The sequence below is a fragment of the Aestuariivirga sp. genome, assembly GCF_041738905.1.
Lineage (GTDB): Bacteria > Pseudomonadota > Alphaproteobacteria > Rhizobiales > Aestuariivirgaceae > Aestuariivirga.
On record NZ_JBGSOZ010000060.1, the window covers coordinates 1 to 16,554 of the forward strand.

Genomic DNA, 16,554 nt, shown 5'->3' on the forward strand with positions numbered 1-16,554 from the left:
AAAATCACACCGGGCCACCCTCTCAGGTCACACCGGCCTCTCCTCGCCAGCTCGTCGCTTAATTCCGCAAGAACACCGGCGCCAGAAGCACCGCGTCCCTCAGTGATCGCGCTTATACGAGAACCACAGAGAAGGTGTCAATCACGATGTGAATGAAAAAATTGAATTTCTTACAAGCTATTGAAATCACATATGGAAATTGATCCGGAATTACCGTGCATGGGCATTGAGGGGAGGCAGCGGACCTGATCCCGGAGAGCAGCAACGCCACCTTGCCGGCTCCCACGCCGCCCACATCTGCACAGGAGGTCGGGAATCGGTGCAGAAGGTCTTGGGTTCTGCATCTGGCGGGACATTCGAGATGGGGAACTCCCCTGCCCCAGCAATGAAAAGGGCCAGCGCATTGCCGCGCTGGCCCGCCGGATCAGACTGATTCAAGAGGCCGAAGGGACTTTACGCCCTATTACATGCCCTTGTTGATCTCTTCCGTCATCTTCTTGGCATCGCCGAACAGCATCATGGTGTTGTCACGCCAGAACAGCGGATTGTCGACGCCGGCATAGCCCGACGACATGCCGCGCTTGATGAACATCACCGTCTTGGCCTTCCACACCTCCAGCACCGGCATGCCGTAGATGGGCGAGGTCGGATCGTCCTTGGCTGAAGGATTGGTGACATCGTTGGCGCCGATGACGAAGGCGACGTCTGCCTGCCCGAAGTCGGAGTTGATATCCTCAAGCTCGAAAACCTCGTCATAGGGCACGTTGGCTTCGGCCAGCAGAACGTTCATGTGGCCCGGCATGCGGCCCGCCACGGGATGGATGGCGTATTTCACGGACACGCCCTCCTTCTTGAGCTGGTCGGCCATCTCGCGGAGCGCGTGCTGGGCCTGCGCCACCGCCATGCCGTAGCCCGGCACGATGATGACGGAAGCCGCGTTCTTCATGATGAAGGCTGCATCATCCGCCGAGCCCTGCTTCACCGGCTTTGCCTCGCCCTTGACCGCAGGACCGGCACTCTCGCCGCCGAAGCCGCCGAGGATGACCGAGAAGAAGGAGCGGTTCATGGCCTTGCACATGATGTAGGACAGGATGGCGCCCGAAGAACCGACCAGCGCGCCCGTGATGATGAGCGCCGTATTGTGCAGCGTAAAGCCGATGCCCGCCGCGGCCCACCCCGAGTAGGAGTTGAGCATCGAGACGACGACCGGCATGTCGGCGCCGCCGATGGGAATGATCAGCAGGAAGCCCAGCGCCAGGCTGATGAAGATGATCAACCAGAACCACAGCCACATCGGGTTGCCGTAGAACAACGCCATGCACGCGACGAGCGCCACGCCCAACGCGATGTTGATGACATGGCGGCCGGGCAGCATGATGGGCGCGCCCGACATGCGGCCATCGAGCTTGAGGAAGGCGATGACGGAGCCGGTGAAGGTCAAAGCGCCGATGGCAGCGCCCAGTGACATCTCGATCCGCGATAACGGCATGATGGCGCCGTCGGCCACGATGCCGAAGGCGTCCGGCGCATAGAAGGCCGCCGCCGCCACGAACACGGCTGCAAGGCCCACAAGCGAATGGAAGGCCGCGACCAGCTGCGGCATCGCCGTCATGGCGATCTTCTTCGCGGCATAGGCGCCAATGCCGCCGCCGATGGCGATGCCAAGCAGCACGAGGCCAATGACCGAGGCCGTGAGGTGCATGGTGGCGAGCGTCGTGACCATGGCGATGGTCATGCCGACCATACCGTAGATGTTGCCCTGGCGCGATGTGGCGGGAGAGGACAGGCCCCTCAGCGCCATGATGAAGAGAGCGCCGGAGACGAGATAAAGAAGGGCTGCGAGATTGGCCGACATCGTGCCTACTTGTCCTTCTTCTTGTACATGGCGAGCATGCGGCTGGTGACCATGAAGCCACCGAAGATATTGACGCTCGCTAGGATCAGCGCGAGGAAGCCGAAGATCATGGCGGTTATGGAACCCGACGCCAGCGCCCCCACACCCACGGCCAGCAAGGCGCCGACCACGATGACGGAGGAGATGGCGTTGGTGACCGACATCAGCGGCGTGTGCAGCGCCGGCGTCACGTTCCAGACCACGTAATAGCCTACGAACACCGCCAGCACGAAGATGCCGAACAGCGAGACGAAGGGGTCAACCGCATGCGAAATCGCTTCCATCACATCGCTCCCATCACTTCGAAACCTGGAACATGGGGTGCACGAGCTCGCCACCCCTGGCGATCATCGTTCCCTTGATGCACTCATCGGCATCATCGATCTTGAGGCTGCCGTCCTTTTGTATCATCAGGTCGATGAAATTCAGGAGGTTCTTCGAGAACAGCGGCGAGGCGTTGCCGGCGAGCTTACCCGCGAGGTTCACCGTGCCGACGATCCTGACACCCTTGTGCTCTACGATCTCGTCGGGCTTCGACAGCGGGCAATTGCCGCCACGCTCCACCGCGAGATCGATGATGATCGAGCCGGGCTTCATGCTCTCCACCATCTCTTGCGTGATGAGAACAGGCGCCGGGCGGCCCGGAATGAGGGCTGTGGTGATGACCACGTCCTGCGCCTTCACATGCTCGGCCACCAGCGCCGCCTGCTTGGCCTTGTCTTCAGCCGAGAGTTCCTTGGCATAGCCGCCCGATGTCGCGGCATCCGCGATGTCGGCAAAGACGAACTTGGCGCCGAGGCTTTTCACCTGCTCTTCCGTCGCCTTGCGGACGTCGGTGGCAGAGACGATGGCGCCAAGGCGCCTTGCCGTGGCGATGGCCTGGAGACCCGCCACGCCCACGCCCATGATGAAGACCTTGGCCGCGGGCACGGTGCCTGCCGCCGTCATCATCATCGGGAAGGCGCGGGTGAAGTGATAGGCCGCGTCGATCACCGCCTTGTAGCCCGCGAGGTTCGCCTGCGACGACAGGATGTCCATCGACTGCGCGCGCGTGATGCGCGGCATCAGTTCCATGGAGAAGGCGGTGACGCCAGCGCGGGCGATGGCCTCGAGCCCGGCGCGGTCACCATAAGGCTCAAGCCCAGCCGCGAGAATTGCGCCCGGCTTCATTGCATTGAGAATGTCCTGTGAGGGGCGGCGCACGCCGAGGACGATGTCGGCATCCCGTGCCACATCTTCTCCGATTTTGGCGCCCGCCGTTTCATAGGCCGCGTCAGTGATGCTGGCGCCGCTTCCGGCCCCGGCCTGAACCCAGACCTCCGCACCCTTCTTGACGTATGCCTTGACCGTGTCGGGGCTGGCCGCAACGCGACTCTCCCCAGTCTGCGTTTCCGTGGGGATCGCGATTTTCATGTATGCCCCTGTTGGCTAAGCTACCGATACGGCAGTCATCAGGCCGAAGATCACCAGCCAGCCGACGGAAAGATACCACTTGTTTCCGGCACGCACGTCGATGAGCAGCGCGATGGAGCCGATGATGATGCCGGCAAAGCCCAGAAGCACGTTGAAATTGTTCACGAAACGGAAAGCCACCAGCGCCACGAGGATGTAGAGGCAAAGCAGCGTGAGCGCCACCGACCCCTTGAGAAAGGCCTCATAGGTGGCGCGATGCGCCTCGATGCCATGCGTGTTGCTGCCGGAAGACCCGTGATCGGCCATGATTCCCCTCGCCCTGAAATACGTTTGCAAAAGCTTGTAGCCAGTCCGCTTCCCTATCGCAAGCGGAGAGGATTTCCGCGCGGCGATCAGTCCCATGACGAAAGGCCAGGTCGCGCAATCGATCTGGCTAAGCGCGGTCCGCCAGTCCGGCGAGGTCCTCAAAGACATAGATCGCATCACTCAGGGGGTAACCCTCCCAGTCATAGGCAGCGGTCGTCACCTGGCGTCCGCCCAGCGCCTCGTAAAAATTTCGCGCTGGAGAATTGCCTTCCAGAACGCCCAGGGTAAGAGCGATGCCACCCCGGCCCAGCCACGCCCGAGCAGCAGTCCCCATCAGGCGGCGGCCGATCCCGCGCCGCTGATGGTTTGACCTGATGTAAAGCGCATAGATCTGACCATCGATGCCTTCGGTCAGTGGGTCCAGCGGCGGCCCCGCCAGGATGAAGCCAACCGGTTCGCCGCCGTCACAGGCACCCAAGACGATCCGCGCGGAATCGGCCAGCGCACCCTGCCAGACCGAAAGCCAGCCATCAGGCCCCGCCGACGCGAGAATCTTGTCCGGAACGATGCCGCGATAGGCTTCCTTCCAGCAGGCCACATGCAACGCCGCAAAGGCTGGAGCCTCATCCGGCCCCGGCCGCCGGATAGCTATTGTCACATCGTCTCCAGCTCGTCGATCATGCCGGAAATGACTGAGAGCCCCTTATCCCAGAACTTCGGGTCCGTCGCATCGAGGCCGAAGGGCTTCAGCAATTCGGAATGATGCTTGGTGCCGCCCGCTTTCAGCATCTCGAAATACTTTTCCTGGAAGCCCTGCTCGCTCTCGCGGTAGCGCGCATAGAGCGAGTTCACCAGGCAATCTCCAAAGGCATAGGCATAGACGTAGAACGGCGAATGGATGAAGTGCGGGATGTAGGTCCAGTAGGTCTCGTAGCCCTCGCCGAACCTGATGCCGTCGCCAAGGCTTTCGTTCTGCACGCTCATCCAGATTTCGTTGATCTGGTCGGGGGTGAGTTCACCCTCCTTCCGGGCGGTGTGCACCTTGCGCTCGAACGTATAGAAGGCGATCTGGCGGACGACGGTGTTGATCATATCCTCGACCTTGGAGGCGAGCAGGATCTTCCGCTTCTTGGGGTCCGTTGTCTTCTTCAGCAGGGCCTGGAAGGTCAGCATCTCGCCGAACACGCTCGCCGTTTCGGCCAGTGTCAGCGGCGTCGAAGCCATTAACGGGCCTTGCTTTGCCGCAAGCACCTGATGCACGCCATGGCCCAGCTCGTGTGCAAGGGTCATCACGTCGCGAGTCTTGCCCAGGTAATTCAGCAGCACGTAAGGATGGGCTGAAGGTACTGTCGGGTGCGCGAAGGCGCCCGGCGCCTTGCCGGGCCGCGACGGCGCATCGATCCAGTTCTTGTCGAAGAAGGTCTGGGCGATCGAGGCCATCTCGGGCGAAAATGCTCCGTAGGCAGACAATACCATGTCCTTCGCTTCCGGCCACGGAACCTCGCGCGTGTCCTCTGCGGGCAGCGGTGCGTTGCGGTCCCAGTGCATCAGGTGGTCCTTGCCCAGCCACTTCGCCTTCATCTTGTAGTAGCGATGCGAGAGCTTGGGGTAGGCCGCGCGCGCCGCCTCCACGAGTGCTGCCACCACTTCGGGCTCCACGCGGTTCGAAAGATGGCGGGCATCCGCGATGTCCTTGAAGCCACGCCACTTGTCGGAAATATCCTTGTCCTTGGCGAGCGTGTTGGTAATCAGCGTGAACAGCTTGATGTTGGCACCGAAGGTCTTGGCCAGCGCCTCCGCACCCGCCTTGCGCTTGGCCTCATCCGGGTTCTGCATCAGGTTCAGCGTGGGTTCCAGCGACAGCATCTCCCCATCGACCTCGAAGCGGAGCCCCGCCATCGTCTCGTCGAACAGGCGGTTGAAGGCGGAAGCGGAGGTCTGCGACTTTTCGAGGAAGAGTTCCTCCAGCTTGTCGTCAAGCTGATAGGGCTTCTCCATCCGGAGGTTCTCGATCCACGGACGATAATGAGCCAGCCCCGGCACCTCCATCGCTTTTTCAAGCACCGCGTCATCAATGCGGTTCAATTCGAGTTCGAAGAACAAGAGCAGCGTGGAGATTTCCGTCAGCTTGGCGGAGGTATTGCCATAGAACTGGCCGCGCTTGGCATCCGTCGTGTCGCCTACATAATAGAGCTGCGCATAGGAGCCGGTGCGGCCCAGAAGGTCGGAGATCGCTTCATAGTCCTTCAGCGCCTGCGCCAGTTCCGCACCCGATAGCGCCGCCAGCTTGCCGCGGTACGTGTCCGCGAAAGTCTTGGAAAGTTCCTCGCCCTTCTTCATGTCGGCGGCAAATTCCGCCGCCTCGGGCGAAGCATAGAGATCGGCGAGGTTCCATTCCGGCAGGTTTCCGAGAGCGGCGGCGGCAGCGGTCATCATGTCATCCTTGAAGAAGCCCGGGCCTGATATGGCCCATGCCGCCCGCTTCGGCAACCCGACGGCGGGAGGGTAACGGGGATTTCATCTCAGGCTCGAGGGAACTTCAGCGCAGCGCCCGGAGCGCGTTGAGGATCACCACCGTATCGATCACCTCCTGCAGCAGCGCGCCCTGCACCACCGGGAGATAGCCCAGCGAGGCCGCGACCATGGCCGCAAACGACATGCCGAGCCCGGCATAGACGCTTTGCAGCGCGATGGCGCGCGCGCGCCTTGCGGTCTCCACGCCCTCTGCCAAACGGGTCAGGTCATCGACCAGCAATACGGCATCAGCCGACTCGGTCGCCGCCGCCGAGCCCGTGGCGCCCATGGAAATCCCCACATCCGCTGCCGCAAGGGCGGGCGCATCGTTGACGCCGTCGCCGACCATGAGAACCACGCCGCCCGCGCGCTCGGCCAGAACGATGTCGACCTTCATGGTCGGCGTCAGGTCGCCCCGCAACACGTCAAGACCGAGCCCCTCCCCGACGCGGTCGACAATGGCCTGGGTATCGCCGGATGCCAGCACGATGCGCTTGATGCCTGCCTTCCGCAGCCTGTCGAGCGCATGGGGCGTTTCCGCGCGGATGGCATCGGCGAGAACCAGATGACCCGCAAGATGGCCAGAAACGGCTACCGCCACGAGAACCGTGCCCGGCGGCAAGTCGGGCTTGTGCATGGACTTGCGCTTCAATTGCCGGGCGACGAAGTCATGACCACCCACCACCACCTTGTGGCCTTCGACATGGCCGGTGAGCCCCTCGCCCGCTGTCTCGCGAACGTCGCTCGGGAAGCTGAGCGCCAGACGCCGGCCACGCGCGGCCTCCACCACGGAGCCGGCGATGACATGGGCGGATGCCTGTTCGAGCGAGGCGGCCAGCCGGAGAACGTTGTCGGCCTCCCACTTTCCGGCAGTTACGATATCGGAAAGTTCGGCCTTGCCGCGCGTGAGCGTGCCGGTCTTGTCGATGACCAGGCTCGAAGCCCGCGCCATGGTTTCGAGCACCGGCCCGCCCTTCATCAGCACGCCGCGCCGCGCGGCCTTTCCCATGCCGGAGATGATCGCCACCGGAACGGCCAGAATGAGCGGACAGGGCGTTGCCGACACCAGCACAGCCAGCATGCGGATATGATCGCCTGTGACGAGATAGGTGCCTCCCGCCAGAATGACCGTCACCGCAAGGAACCAGATCGCGAAGCGGTCGGCCAGCCGCGCCATGGGGGCCTTGGCGCTCTGCGCCGCCTGCACGAGACGCACGATCCCGGCATATGTACTCTCGGACGCCGGCCTCACCGCCACCATGTCGAAGGCCGTGTCGAGGGAGCGGGCGCCGCTCGGCACGGGCTCGTGTTCAGCCTTCAGCACCGGAACCGATTCGCCCGTCAGCGCGGCGAGGTCGAGCAGCGCCTTGCCCGATTGCACTGTTCCATCCACCGGAACGATATCGCCCTGCCGTACAAGCAGGCGGTCTCCCGCCACGATTGCATCGATCGCGACTTCAGCCAGATGCCCGTCGTCATAGCGCAGCGCCGTCTTCGGCACACGCGCCAGCAATGCCCGCATGTCGGCGCGGGCGCGGTTGGCGGCAAAGTCTTCCAGCAATTGCCCGCCCGCATACATCAGGCCGACGACGGCGGCCGCGAGTGTTTCCCTGAAGAACAGCGCCGCCGACATCGAAAGACCCGCCACGATGTCGAGTCCGATTTCGCCTTCCAGGAGAGATGTGACGATCTCCCACAACAGGAAGGCGAGAAGCAGCCCGCCTGTAGCGCCCCAGATCAGGCCCTGCCAATCCCCCCATCCGGCAAGCGGCACAGCAAATCCCCCGGCAAGACCGATGGCGGCGACGGCGAACAGGAAGATGCGGAGCGAATTCAAGACAAGGTCCTTTCCGCATTGCCGATAGCACAGCGGCAGGCGTCCGGAATGACACACGTCAATTTCGTGTCATGTCCCCAAACGCGCTACCTCATTAAGAGCGCCTTTACCCTTGACTGTCAGATTGCCCCCACAAGGTTCGGCAGCGGCACCAGTCGGCAGCGGGGGGTTGCAGGGGTCGCGGGGGCTGGATCGCAATTCTGATCTGGAAAGAAGTTCGTAAGCGCATGGCGGTCCGAGTCCTAATTGTCGAAGACGATCCAGCCCAACGGCGGATTCTCGAGGAACTGGTGAAGCGTTTCGGTTGCGACCCTGTTCCCGTCGATGGCGGCCAGCGCGGCCTTGACGTGCTGAAAAGCCACTCCGGCGGAACCATCGAACTTATCATCCTCGATCTCGTGATGCCCGGCATGGATGGACTTGAATTCCTTGACCGCCTGCAGGCCATCCGTGGCGACCTGCCGGTCATCGTCCAGACGGCGCAAGGCTCGATCGAAACCGTCATCAAGGCCATGCGCGCCGGTGCCGACGATTTCGTGGTGAAACCGATTTCGCCCGAACGCCTCAAGATCTCGATCCAGAACCTGCTCAAGGTGAATGCCCTCACCGAGGAAGTGAAGCGCCTGAACAAGAAGGTGGGCGGCGCGCTCACCTTCGGCGACCTCATTGCCTCCTCGCCCGCCATGGCCAACGTGCTTCGGCTGGGCCGCCGCGGCGCACAATCCAACATCCCGATCCTGATCGAAGGCGAATCGGGGGTCGGCAAGGAAATGATCGCCCGCGCCATTCAGGGCGAGAGCGAACGCGTCGGCCGCCCCTTCGTTGCGGTCAATTGCGGCGCAATCCCTGAAAATCTCGTGGAATCAATCCTGTTCGGTCACGAGAAGGGCGCCTTCACCGGTGCCACCTCGAAGCATCTCGGCAAGTTCCTCGAAGCCGACGGCGGCACGCTGTTCCTCGATGAGGTAGCCGAGCTTCCGCTCGACATGCAGGTGAAGCTGCTCCGCGCCATCCAGGAAGGCGAGATCGATCCCGTCGGCTCACGGAAGCCCGTGAAGGTCAATATCAGGCTGGTCTCCGCCACCAACCGCAACATGATCGAAATGGTGAAGGCCGGACAGTTCCGCGAGGATCTCTACTACCGCCTCAACGTGTTCCCCATCATGGTTCCGCCGCTCCGCGACCGCAAGGAAGACATCCCGGCGCTTGTCGATCATTTCATCACGCGGTTTGCAGCCGAGGAAGGCCGCAAGGTGCGCGGTATCACCGGAGAGGCGCTGGAACTCCTGAAGCTCTATGGCTGGCCCGGCAACGTGCGCCAGCTCGAGAACACCGTGTTCCGCGCCATGGTGCTCTGCGAGGGCGATCTTCTGGAAATCCAGGATTTTCCGCAAATTGCCTCGCTGGTCGAAGGCTATGAGATCAAGATACCGCCCGCCCCGCAACTGGCGCCGAAGCCGCAGCTGCCGCAGGGCGCGGCCGCCATCGCCGGCGGTTCGAACCTGCCGCGCCAGGGCGGCCCATCAGTGTCTGACGGCGTGGCCTACGGCATTTCCGTGGTCACCGACGGCGGCCACATCCGCAAGCTCGAGGAGGTCGAGGCCGACATGATCCGCATGGCGCTCACCCGCTATCAGGGCCAGATGTCGGAAGTCGCCCGCAAATTGGGCATCGGCAGATCCACGCTGTACCGCAAGATGAAAGACCTTGGACTCGAGGAAGCTGCGGGATAATATCAAACCGACACTTAAAGTGACTTCCCGGCTGGGGCGGCACGGGTTATCTAGGGCACCTTGGGTTGAAAGTGCTGCTGCGTGGGTGGGATTGAATGAAAAGGACGTTGAAGCTTTGCGTGATGTCAGGGCTGGCACTGGTGCTGGGTGCCGGCATGGCAATGGCGGATTCAAAGGCCCCGGCAAAAAAACGCAAGGCGACACTTTTCGAGAATCTTTTCAATAGTTCGGGAACCCGCAGTTCGGCGGAGAACCGGCAGAAGCGCCGCCTGTTTGGCCGCAACCTCGATGACCGCAATTCAAGCGAGTCCATTCCACGCGCCACAGTGCGCGTCGTCAACGGGCAGAAGGCCAACAAGCGCAAGACGCCGAACGTCGTGGTGGCGAACGACGACGGTGATCCCGAAGGCGATCCCGGCCTTGGCATGGGGAACATCCCCTATGTTTCGGCAAAGCTCGTCCCGGTCAACGGGGTGAAGCTCTCGGAGCCGCGCCCGGCGGATGCCCAGCAAGGCGCCATCCATGACCAGCTGACTGGCACCGGCGACTCGTTCCGGGTGATCGATGAGTCCCGCGACGCGCTGGTCGAGCAATATCGCCAGCAGAATTTCCGGCCCATGTGGATCGAGAACGGCAAGCTGTCCAGCCGCGGCGCTGCCGTGCTCAAGGTTCTTGCCGCCGCCGATGAGGAAGGCCTGGAATCGCAGAGCTATCTGCCCGCCGGCCTGACAAGCTTCGATGCGCCCCTGCCCGACTATGATCCGGCCGCCATGGCGCGGCTCGACATCGATCTGACGGCTTCGGCCCTGAAATACGCGCGCGATGCCTCCGGCGGGCAGTTCGACCCCCGCCGGCTGTCGCTCTACAATGACGTTACGCCAGGCTGGGTGCCGTCATCACAGGCCGTCAAGGTTCTGGCCTGGTCGCCCTTCTCGGCTGAATATCTCAGAAGCCTTCACCCGGCTCATGAAGCCTATGGGGCAATGAAAAAGGCTCTCGCCGAAATCCGGGGTGAAACCAACACCGGATTGGCCGATCCCATTCCTGAAGGTTCCATCGTCAAGAAGGGCCAATCCGACGAGCGAATGCCCGCCATCCGGCAGCGCCTCGCCGATCTCGGCTACCCGGAAGCCCTCGACGCGGCTGACGATGAATGGCTGCTGGACGCGGACCTCACGGTTCAGATCCGCCTGTTCCAGAAGGCATCGGGCATCAAGGTGACCGGTGCCATTGGCCCCCAGACCGTGGCAGCGCTCAATGCTGACATGAGCGGCCGCGACACCGCGAAGCTGCTGAACAACATGGAGCGCCTTCGCTGGCTTCCCAAGTCCCTCGGCACCCGCCACGTCTTCGTGAACCAGCCCGCCTTCGAGGCCCGCGTCATGGACAAGGGCGAGGAAGTCTGGAAGACCAGTGTCATCATCGGCAAGCCCTTTACGCAGACGGCCGTGTTCCATGACGAGATGGAGACGGTCGTCTTCAATCCGTCCTGGGGCGTTCCGCCCTCCATCATCGCCAATGAGTATCTCCCCAAGCTGCGCCGCGATCCGGGCTATCTTGATCGCATCGGCTTCAAGGTGGTGAATGCGCAGGGCAAGGTCGTGCCGTCGCGCTCAGTGAGCTGGTCGAGCTACGGAAGCAAGGTGCCCTACGGCATCCAGCAGCCGCCAGGCACGAAGAATGCCCTGGGTGACGTCAAGTTCCTCTTCCCCAACACCCACAACATCTACATGCACGACACGCCCAACCGCGAACTCTTCGCCAACGAGGTCCGGGCCTTCAGCCACGGCTGCGTGCGCGTGGAGAACCCGCGCGAATTTGCGTCCGTGATCCTCGGCTGGGATGCTGCCGAGATCGACCAGCACATCGCGACGAAGGGTACCGAGAACATCAGGCTGCCGCAAAAGATCCCCGTCCATCTCACCTATTTCACGGCCTGGCCGGACGAGACGGGAAAGATCCAGTACTTCAGCGACATCTATGGCCGTGACAAGACCATGGAGACGGCCCGCTCTTCGGTGGTTCTCGCCCAACGCTGACAAGACCGGCAAGGGTTCCGGCGGAGGGCTTGAGAATCGGCTTCATTGTGGCGGAATCGGCTTTGTGCAGCGCACTCGAAACCGGAGAGACTTCCACGCCAAGATGATGTTTTGTCAATTGATCTGGATTAAAGCCTTGTTAAACATGATCGTTTACCTTTCCTGAATGCCGCCTCATGGTGGCCTTATTCTTGTTCGAAACGCGTTTCCAGTGTATGCCACTCCTCGGGATGGGGAAGGCAAACTGGGCGGGGCACCAGGGGAACCGGATTCAGCCGGTTTGTGAGTGGGGTATGAGTTTGGACTGCAGGGAAGTTGGGCATCATCAAACCTTGATCCAGCGTTGGAAAAAGGCCATCGCTCCTGCCGCTTTCGCAGCGGTGCTCGGAGCGGGCATCTTCGTCAACTGGGGTTCGCCCGCCATGTCGGGCGGCGAGACCAGGACGATTTCGCTTTACCAGGTTCACACCAAGGAAAGCCTCACCATCACCTACATGAAGAACGGGAAATACATCCCGTCCGCGATGAAGAAGCTGAACTACATCCTGCGCGACTGGCGCCGGAATGAAGTCATCACCATTTCCACCAAGACCATCGACCTGATGTGGGAACTGCACGCCGATCTCGGCTCGAAGCGGCCCGTTCACATCGTCTCCGGCTATCGCAGCCCCAAGACCAACGCCTTCCTCAAGAAGATGGGCCGCAACGTGGCCCGCAAGAGCCAGCACATGCTGGGCAAGGCGATCGACATCTATTTCCCCGACGTGCCGACCGAGCGGATGCGCAATTCGGCGCTGGTGCGCCAGGTGGGCGGCGTTGGCTATTATCGGTCCGGCGGCGGGCCGACGGGCTTCCTGCACATCGACTCGGGCCGCGTTCGCCATTGGGGCCCGGGCATCAGCTCGAAGCAGATGGCAAAGATCATGCGCGACTACAAGAAGACGGTCGGCGCCCGGATCAACAAGAAGGGCATGAAGGCCGTGCCCGAGGTGGAACTGGCGGCAGCCGACGTGAGCGCCTCAAACCTCCCCTCCCAGCAGGATGGCAACAGCGCCGCCGCGAAGTCCAAGGTCAAGGACAAGAAGAAGATTCCGCTCGAAACCGCCTATACGGAGGACGACGAGGAACTCGCCGGCATGAGCGAGGACGCCGCTGCCGCGCCGCAGAAGCCCAAGGCGAAGCCCGCCGAAGTTCCCGAACTCGTGGCCGAGGCGCCGGAAGGCGTCACGAAGGGCTACCCGGTGCCAAAGCCGCGCCCGAAGCCCATCGAGGTTCTCATGATGGCGGCCGTCAACATGAAGATCGTGCCGGCCTCCGCGCCGCCGCCCGACCAGATGGCGCGCAACAAGCCTTCGCCGGTTGAAGGCAGCTCCATTGGAGTCGTCGTGGCCGCCGAGACGATGGCCGAGCCTGAATCCAACGCCGCCGCCAAGGGCAGCCTTACCGACGAACTCCGCTCTGGCCAGACGACCGACGTGCCGGTCATCCGTTCCATCACGGCGTCTGCCGCTGGCGACGACCTCTTCTGGTGGCCGCAGCAGCTAGTCTTTGATCCCGTGAAGGCCGTCCGCCGCGACGGTGCCCCGCAGCAGTTCGGCGAGACGACTCTCGCTGGCCTTCTCCCCGGCATCGAAGAAGCCCAGGCCGAGACCGCACCGCAGCTTCCGAGGCTTGCGGTTGCCGAAATGGCCCAAGCCCCTGCCGCCGGAAAGGGCGACATGCTGGTCGTCAACCGCGAAGGCAAAGGCAGCTTGCTGGGCGCTCCTGCGCTCAAGAAGATGAAACTGGGCATGATCGACGGGAACTGATCCCGCCTCAGCTCACCAAGAAATGACAAAGGCCCGGACATCGTCCGGGCCTTTTGTTTTCGGGAGGGTTGGGTAAATCAGGTCACGGAGCAGTCAGGCGGTCGCTCACGCCGCCTCCTCAGACTCCTCCGGAATCATGCCCAGTGCCGCCATATAGACGTCGAGCATCGATTGCTCTTCCTCGCGCTCGGTTGGCTCCTTCTTGCGGAGCGAGATCACCTTGCGCAGGATCTTGGTGTCGAAGCCATTGGCTTTGGCCTCGGCATAGACTTCCTTGATGTCGCCGGCGATGGTCTTCTTCTCTTCCTCGAGCCGTTCGATGCGCTCGACGATGGATTTCAGCTGCCCGTGGGCGAATGTCGTCTTGGTTCCTGCCATGATGAAATGTCCTGATGGGTTCAGTGCTTGTGCGATTTTTCGAAGGCGGCCTTCTGAGCGTCGGAGGCCTGGCCCTGGTGCCTCGCCTTCCAGTCCTCGTAGGGCATGCCGTAGACCATGGTCCGCGCCTCGTCGCGCGTCACGGCAACGCCTTTGGCCTTGGCAGCATCCTCGAACCAGTTCGACAGGCAGTTGCGGCAGAAGCCTGCCAGATTCATCATGTCGATGTTCTGCACGTCCGTCCGGCTGCGCAAATGCTCCAGCAAGCGCCGGAAGGCCGCAGCCTCGAGTTCCGTCTTCGTCTTGTCGTCGATGTTCATGTCTAGCCTCTTCCCGCATCCGGGCAGACCTGCGGGTCATCATACATAATGGGTTCGACCACCTTCACCACCCGTTCCACCCATTCATCCACACCTGTTTTGGCGGCAATGAGGTCCTGGCGGATTTCGATCAGGGCATGCGGCAGCCCGGCCTTGGTACCATGGGTGTTGAGCGTGTCGCCCTCGAGAGCCCCATGATAGGGTTCGTTGTCGCCGACCACAAGATCGCCTTGGGACAGGAACCCCCGGATCATGGCCCGCGCCACGGCCGCGTCGCGGTCCCACAGGATGCCAACATGCCAGGGCCGCGGAACGCCCCGCCATACGGGCGTGAAGGAATGGATGGAGAGGAGGAACGGCGTCAGCCCCCGTTGTTTCACTGCCGCAATCTCCGCCGCCACCGCATCATGATAGGGCCAGTGGAACCGTTCGATCCGCCGCTGCCGCTCGGCGTCATCGACGCCCGCGTTCCCCGGCACCACCGCGCCATCGGAGATCCGCATGATCAGCGTGGGATCGTCCATGCCGCGATTGGGGTCGATGACCAGCCGCGAGAAGCGTGACAGGACTGCAGTGCCCATCAACCGGCGCGCTAGGCCCAGTGTCACGTCTCGCGCGCCGATGTCATACGCGATGTGGCGCTCGAACTGGCCCGCCGCCAGCCCTAGGTTGCCATAGGGCTCCGGCACCCGGTTCGATGCGTGGTCGCACAACAGGATCAGTCGGTTGCCCGCCCCTCCAGCCACCGTCTCGACGGCCTCGTTCATTACAATCTTTGTCATGGACTGGCCATATAGATGACGCTAATCCCTCAGTCATCCGGTTACGCCGCGCATTCGGGAAGAAGAACCTGTTCCGAGAGTTGACGGCGCGTGGCCAAGTGGGAATGTTATGAACGATTCGCGGAACTTATCCGGAGGCGGCAGAATGGTTCGGAAATTGGCGCTCATTGGCGGCGCGCTCCTCTTGTTCTGTGGCATGTCGTCCGCCGCCAGGGCCGACCTCAAGCTGTGCAACAAGACCGAGAGCCGCGTCGGCGTGGCGCTGGGCTACAAGGACAAGGACGGCTGGGCCACCGAAGGCTGGTGGACCATCGAGCCGCAGAAATGCCTGCCGCTGCTGAAGGGCGACCTCATCGCGCGATACTATTATGTGTTCGCGGTGGACTACGACAAGGGCGGCTCGTGGGGCGGCAAGTCCATCATGTGCACGCGCGACAAGGTCTTCACCATTCGCGGCATCGAGGACTGCGAGGGCCGCGGCTACACCAAGACCGGCTTCTTTGAAGTCGACACCGGCGAGGCCGGCGACTGGACCGTCTCGCTCTCGGGCGAAAAGACCACACAAGGACAATAGATTTGCGACGTAACCGCAACGTGAAGATCGTGGCGACGCTGGGACCCGCGTCGTCATCGCCAGAGATGCTGGAAAAGCTGTTCCTCGCGGGCGTCGACGTGTTCCGCATCAACATGAGCCACACCCAGCACGACCTGCTGCGCCAGCTTCACGGCGATATCCGGCGCGTGGAAGCGAAGCTCAAGCGGCCCATCGGCATTCTGGCCGACCTGCAGGGCCCGAAAATCCGCATCGGCACGTTTGACGGCAAGGAAGCCCTGATCAAGGCTGGCGACACCTTCGTCTTCGACACAGACAAGACGCCGGGCGATGCCACCCGCGTCCATCTTCCGCATCCCGAAATTTTCGCCTCCGCGCAGGCGGGTGATTTCCTGCTGCTGAACGACGGCCGGCTCCGCGTCGAGATCACCAAGGCCGAGCCGGAGAAGCTGACGACGAAGGTCGTCTTCGGCGGCACGATATCCGACCGCAAGGGCGTGAACCTGCCCGATACCGTGATCCCCATTCCCGCCTTGACCGAAAAGGACCGCGCCGACCTTGAAGCAGCCGCCGCGATCGGAGTCGACTGGATCGCGCTCTCCTTCGTGCAGCGCGCCGATGACGTGGCCGAGGCGCGCAAGCTCATCGCTGGGCGCGCCGGAGTGATGGCCAAGATCGAGAAGCCCGCGGCGCTCCCCGTGCTCGATGAAATTCTCGAGATCGCCGACGGCCTGATGGTCGCGCGCGGCGATCTGGGCGTCGAGCTCCCGCTCGAGACCGTGCCCGGCAAGCAGAAGCTCATCACCCGTGCGGCCCGCCGCGTGGGCAAGCCCGTGATCGTCGCCACCCAGATGCTGGAATCGATGATCGTCGAGCCGGTGCCGACGCGCGCCGAGGTCTCCGACGTCGCCACCGCCGTCTATGAGGGCGCCGACGCCATCATGCTCTCGGCCGAGAGCGCCACCGGCGCCTGGCCC

15 protein-coding genes are annotated in these 16,554 nt (G+C 62.6%); 5 read left to right on the forward strand and 10 right to left on the reverse strand.

Features of this window, described 5'->3' with window-relative positions; all coding sequences use genetic code 11:
- Positions 1-463 precede the first annotated feature (463 nt).
- From ACEW8Q_RS04700 to ACEW8Q_RS04730, 7 genes are all read right to left on the reverse strand, one after another.
- Entirely contained in the window at positions 464-1,855 is a 1,392-nt protein-coding gene (locus tag ACEW8Q_RS04700) for an NAD(P)(+) transhydrogenase (Re/Si-specific) subunit beta (RefSeq protein ID WP_373502898.1), read from the reverse strand.
- Between the two features lie 5 nt (positions 1,856-1,860).
- Positions 1,861-2,178 carry a proton-translocating transhydrogenase family protein gene (locus ACEW8Q_RS04705; RefSeq protein ID WP_373502899.1) on the reverse strand — a complete coding sequence of 106 codons (318 nt, stop codon included), beginning with the start codon at positions 2,176-2,178 and terminating at the stop codon, positions 1,861-1,863.
- A 13-nt stretch (positions 2,179-2,191) separates the two neighbouring features.
- The gene (locus ACEW8Q_RS04710; RefSeq protein WP_373502900.1) at positions 2,192-3,307 is read right to left on the reverse strand and encodes a Re/Si-specific NAD(P)(+) transhydrogenase subunit alpha; all 1,116 of its coding nucleotides are present in this window, start codon (positions 3,305-3,307) and stop codon (positions 2,192-2,194) included.
- A gap of 15 nt (positions 3,308-3,322) precedes the next feature.
- On the reverse strand, positions 3,323-3,613 hold the full coding sequence (locus ACEW8Q_RS04715) for a hypothetical protein (RefSeq protein ID WP_373502901.1): 291 nt from the start codon (positions 3,611-3,613) through the stop codon (positions 3,323-3,325).
- Between the two features lie 127 nt (positions 3,614-3,740).
- Positions 3,741-4,271, reverse strand: coding sequence for a GNAT family N-acetyltransferase (locus ACEW8Q_RS04720; protein ID WP_373502902.1), 531 nt, complete (start codon positions 4,269-4,271; stop codon positions 3,741-3,743).
- Positions 4,268-6,049, reverse strand: coding sequence for a M3 family oligoendopeptidase (locus ACEW8Q_RS04725; protein WP_373502903.1), 1,782 nt, complete (start codon positions 6,047-6,049; stop codon positions 4,268-4,270). The genes ACEW8Q_RS04720 and ACEW8Q_RS04725 overlap by 4 nt, the downstream gene beginning before the upstream one ends.
- Before the next feature lie 103 nt (positions 6,050-6,152).
- The gene (locus tag ACEW8Q_RS04730; RefSeq protein ID WP_373502904.1) at positions 6,153-7,964 is read right to left on the reverse strand and encodes a heavy metal translocating P-type ATPase; all 1,812 of its coding nucleotides are present in this window, start codon (positions 7,962-7,964) and stop codon (positions 6,153-6,155) included.
- Between the two features lie 227 nt (positions 7,965-8,191).
- On the opposite strand from ACEW8Q_RS04730, the gene ACEW8Q_RS04735 reads away from it, so the two are divergent.
- The 3 genes from ACEW8Q_RS04735 to ACEW8Q_RS04745 all read left to right on the forward strand — a co-directional run bounded on the left by ACEW8Q_RS04735 (position 8,192) and on the right by ACEW8Q_RS04745 (position 13,544).
- Positions 8,192-9,697 carry a sigma-54-dependent transcriptional regulator gene (locus ACEW8Q_RS04735; protein WP_373502905.1) on the forward strand — a complete coding sequence of 502 codons (1,506 nt, stop codon included), beginning with the start codon at positions 8,192-8,194 and terminating at the stop codon, positions 9,695-9,697.
- Between the two features lie 95 nt (positions 9,698-9,792).
- Positions 9,793-11,736, forward strand: a complete 1,944-nt coding sequence (locus ACEW8Q_RS04740; RefSeq protein WP_373502906.1) for a murein L,D-transpeptidase — start codon at positions 9,793-9,795, stop codon at positions 11,734-11,736.
- 332 nt (positions 11,737-12,068) lie between these two features.
- On the forward strand, positions 12,069-13,544 hold the full coding sequence (locus ACEW8Q_RS04745; protein ID WP_373502907.1) for a DUF882 domain-containing protein: 1,476 nt from the start codon (positions 12,069-12,071) through the stop codon (positions 13,542-13,544).
- A gap of 105 nt (positions 13,545-13,649) precedes the next feature.
- On the opposite strand, the gene ACEW8Q_RS04750 is transcribed toward ACEW8Q_RS04745, so the two are convergent.
- From ACEW8Q_RS04750 to ACEW8Q_RS04760, 3 genes are read right to left on the reverse strand one after another with little or no spacing between them, the layout of a single operon-like run.
- Positions 13,650-13,922, reverse strand: coding sequence for a DUF2312 domain-containing protein (locus ACEW8Q_RS04750; RefSeq protein ID WP_373502908.1), 273 nt, complete (start codon positions 13,920-13,922; stop codon positions 13,650-13,652).
- 20 nt (positions 13,923-13,942) lie between these two features.
- Positions 13,943-14,242, reverse strand: coding sequence for a DUF1244 domain-containing protein (locus ACEW8Q_RS04755; RefSeq protein WP_373502909.1), 300 nt, complete (start codon positions 14,240-14,242; stop codon positions 13,943-13,945).
- A 2-nt stretch (positions 14,243-14,244) separates the two neighbouring features.
- Positions 14,245-15,024, reverse strand: coding sequence for an N-formylglutamate amidohydrolase (locus tag ACEW8Q_RS04760; RefSeq protein ID WP_373502910.1), 780 nt, complete (start codon positions 15,022-15,024; stop codon positions 14,245-14,247).
- Between the two features lie 145 nt (positions 15,025-15,169).
- On the opposite strand from ACEW8Q_RS04760, the gene ACEW8Q_RS04765 reads away from it, so the two are divergent.
- Together ACEW8Q_RS04765 and pyk are read left to right on the forward strand one after the other, a co-directional pair.
- Positions 15,170-15,598, forward strand: a complete 429-nt coding sequence (locus ACEW8Q_RS04765; RefSeq protein WP_373502911.1) for a DUF1036 domain-containing protein — start codon at positions 15,170-15,172, stop codon at positions 15,596-15,598.
- Between the two features lie 2 nt (positions 15,599-15,600).
- On the forward strand, positions 15,601-16,554 hold a 954-nt coding region (gene pyk, locus ACEW8Q_RS04770), incomplete at its 3' end, for a pyruvate kinase (RefSeq protein WP_373502912.1).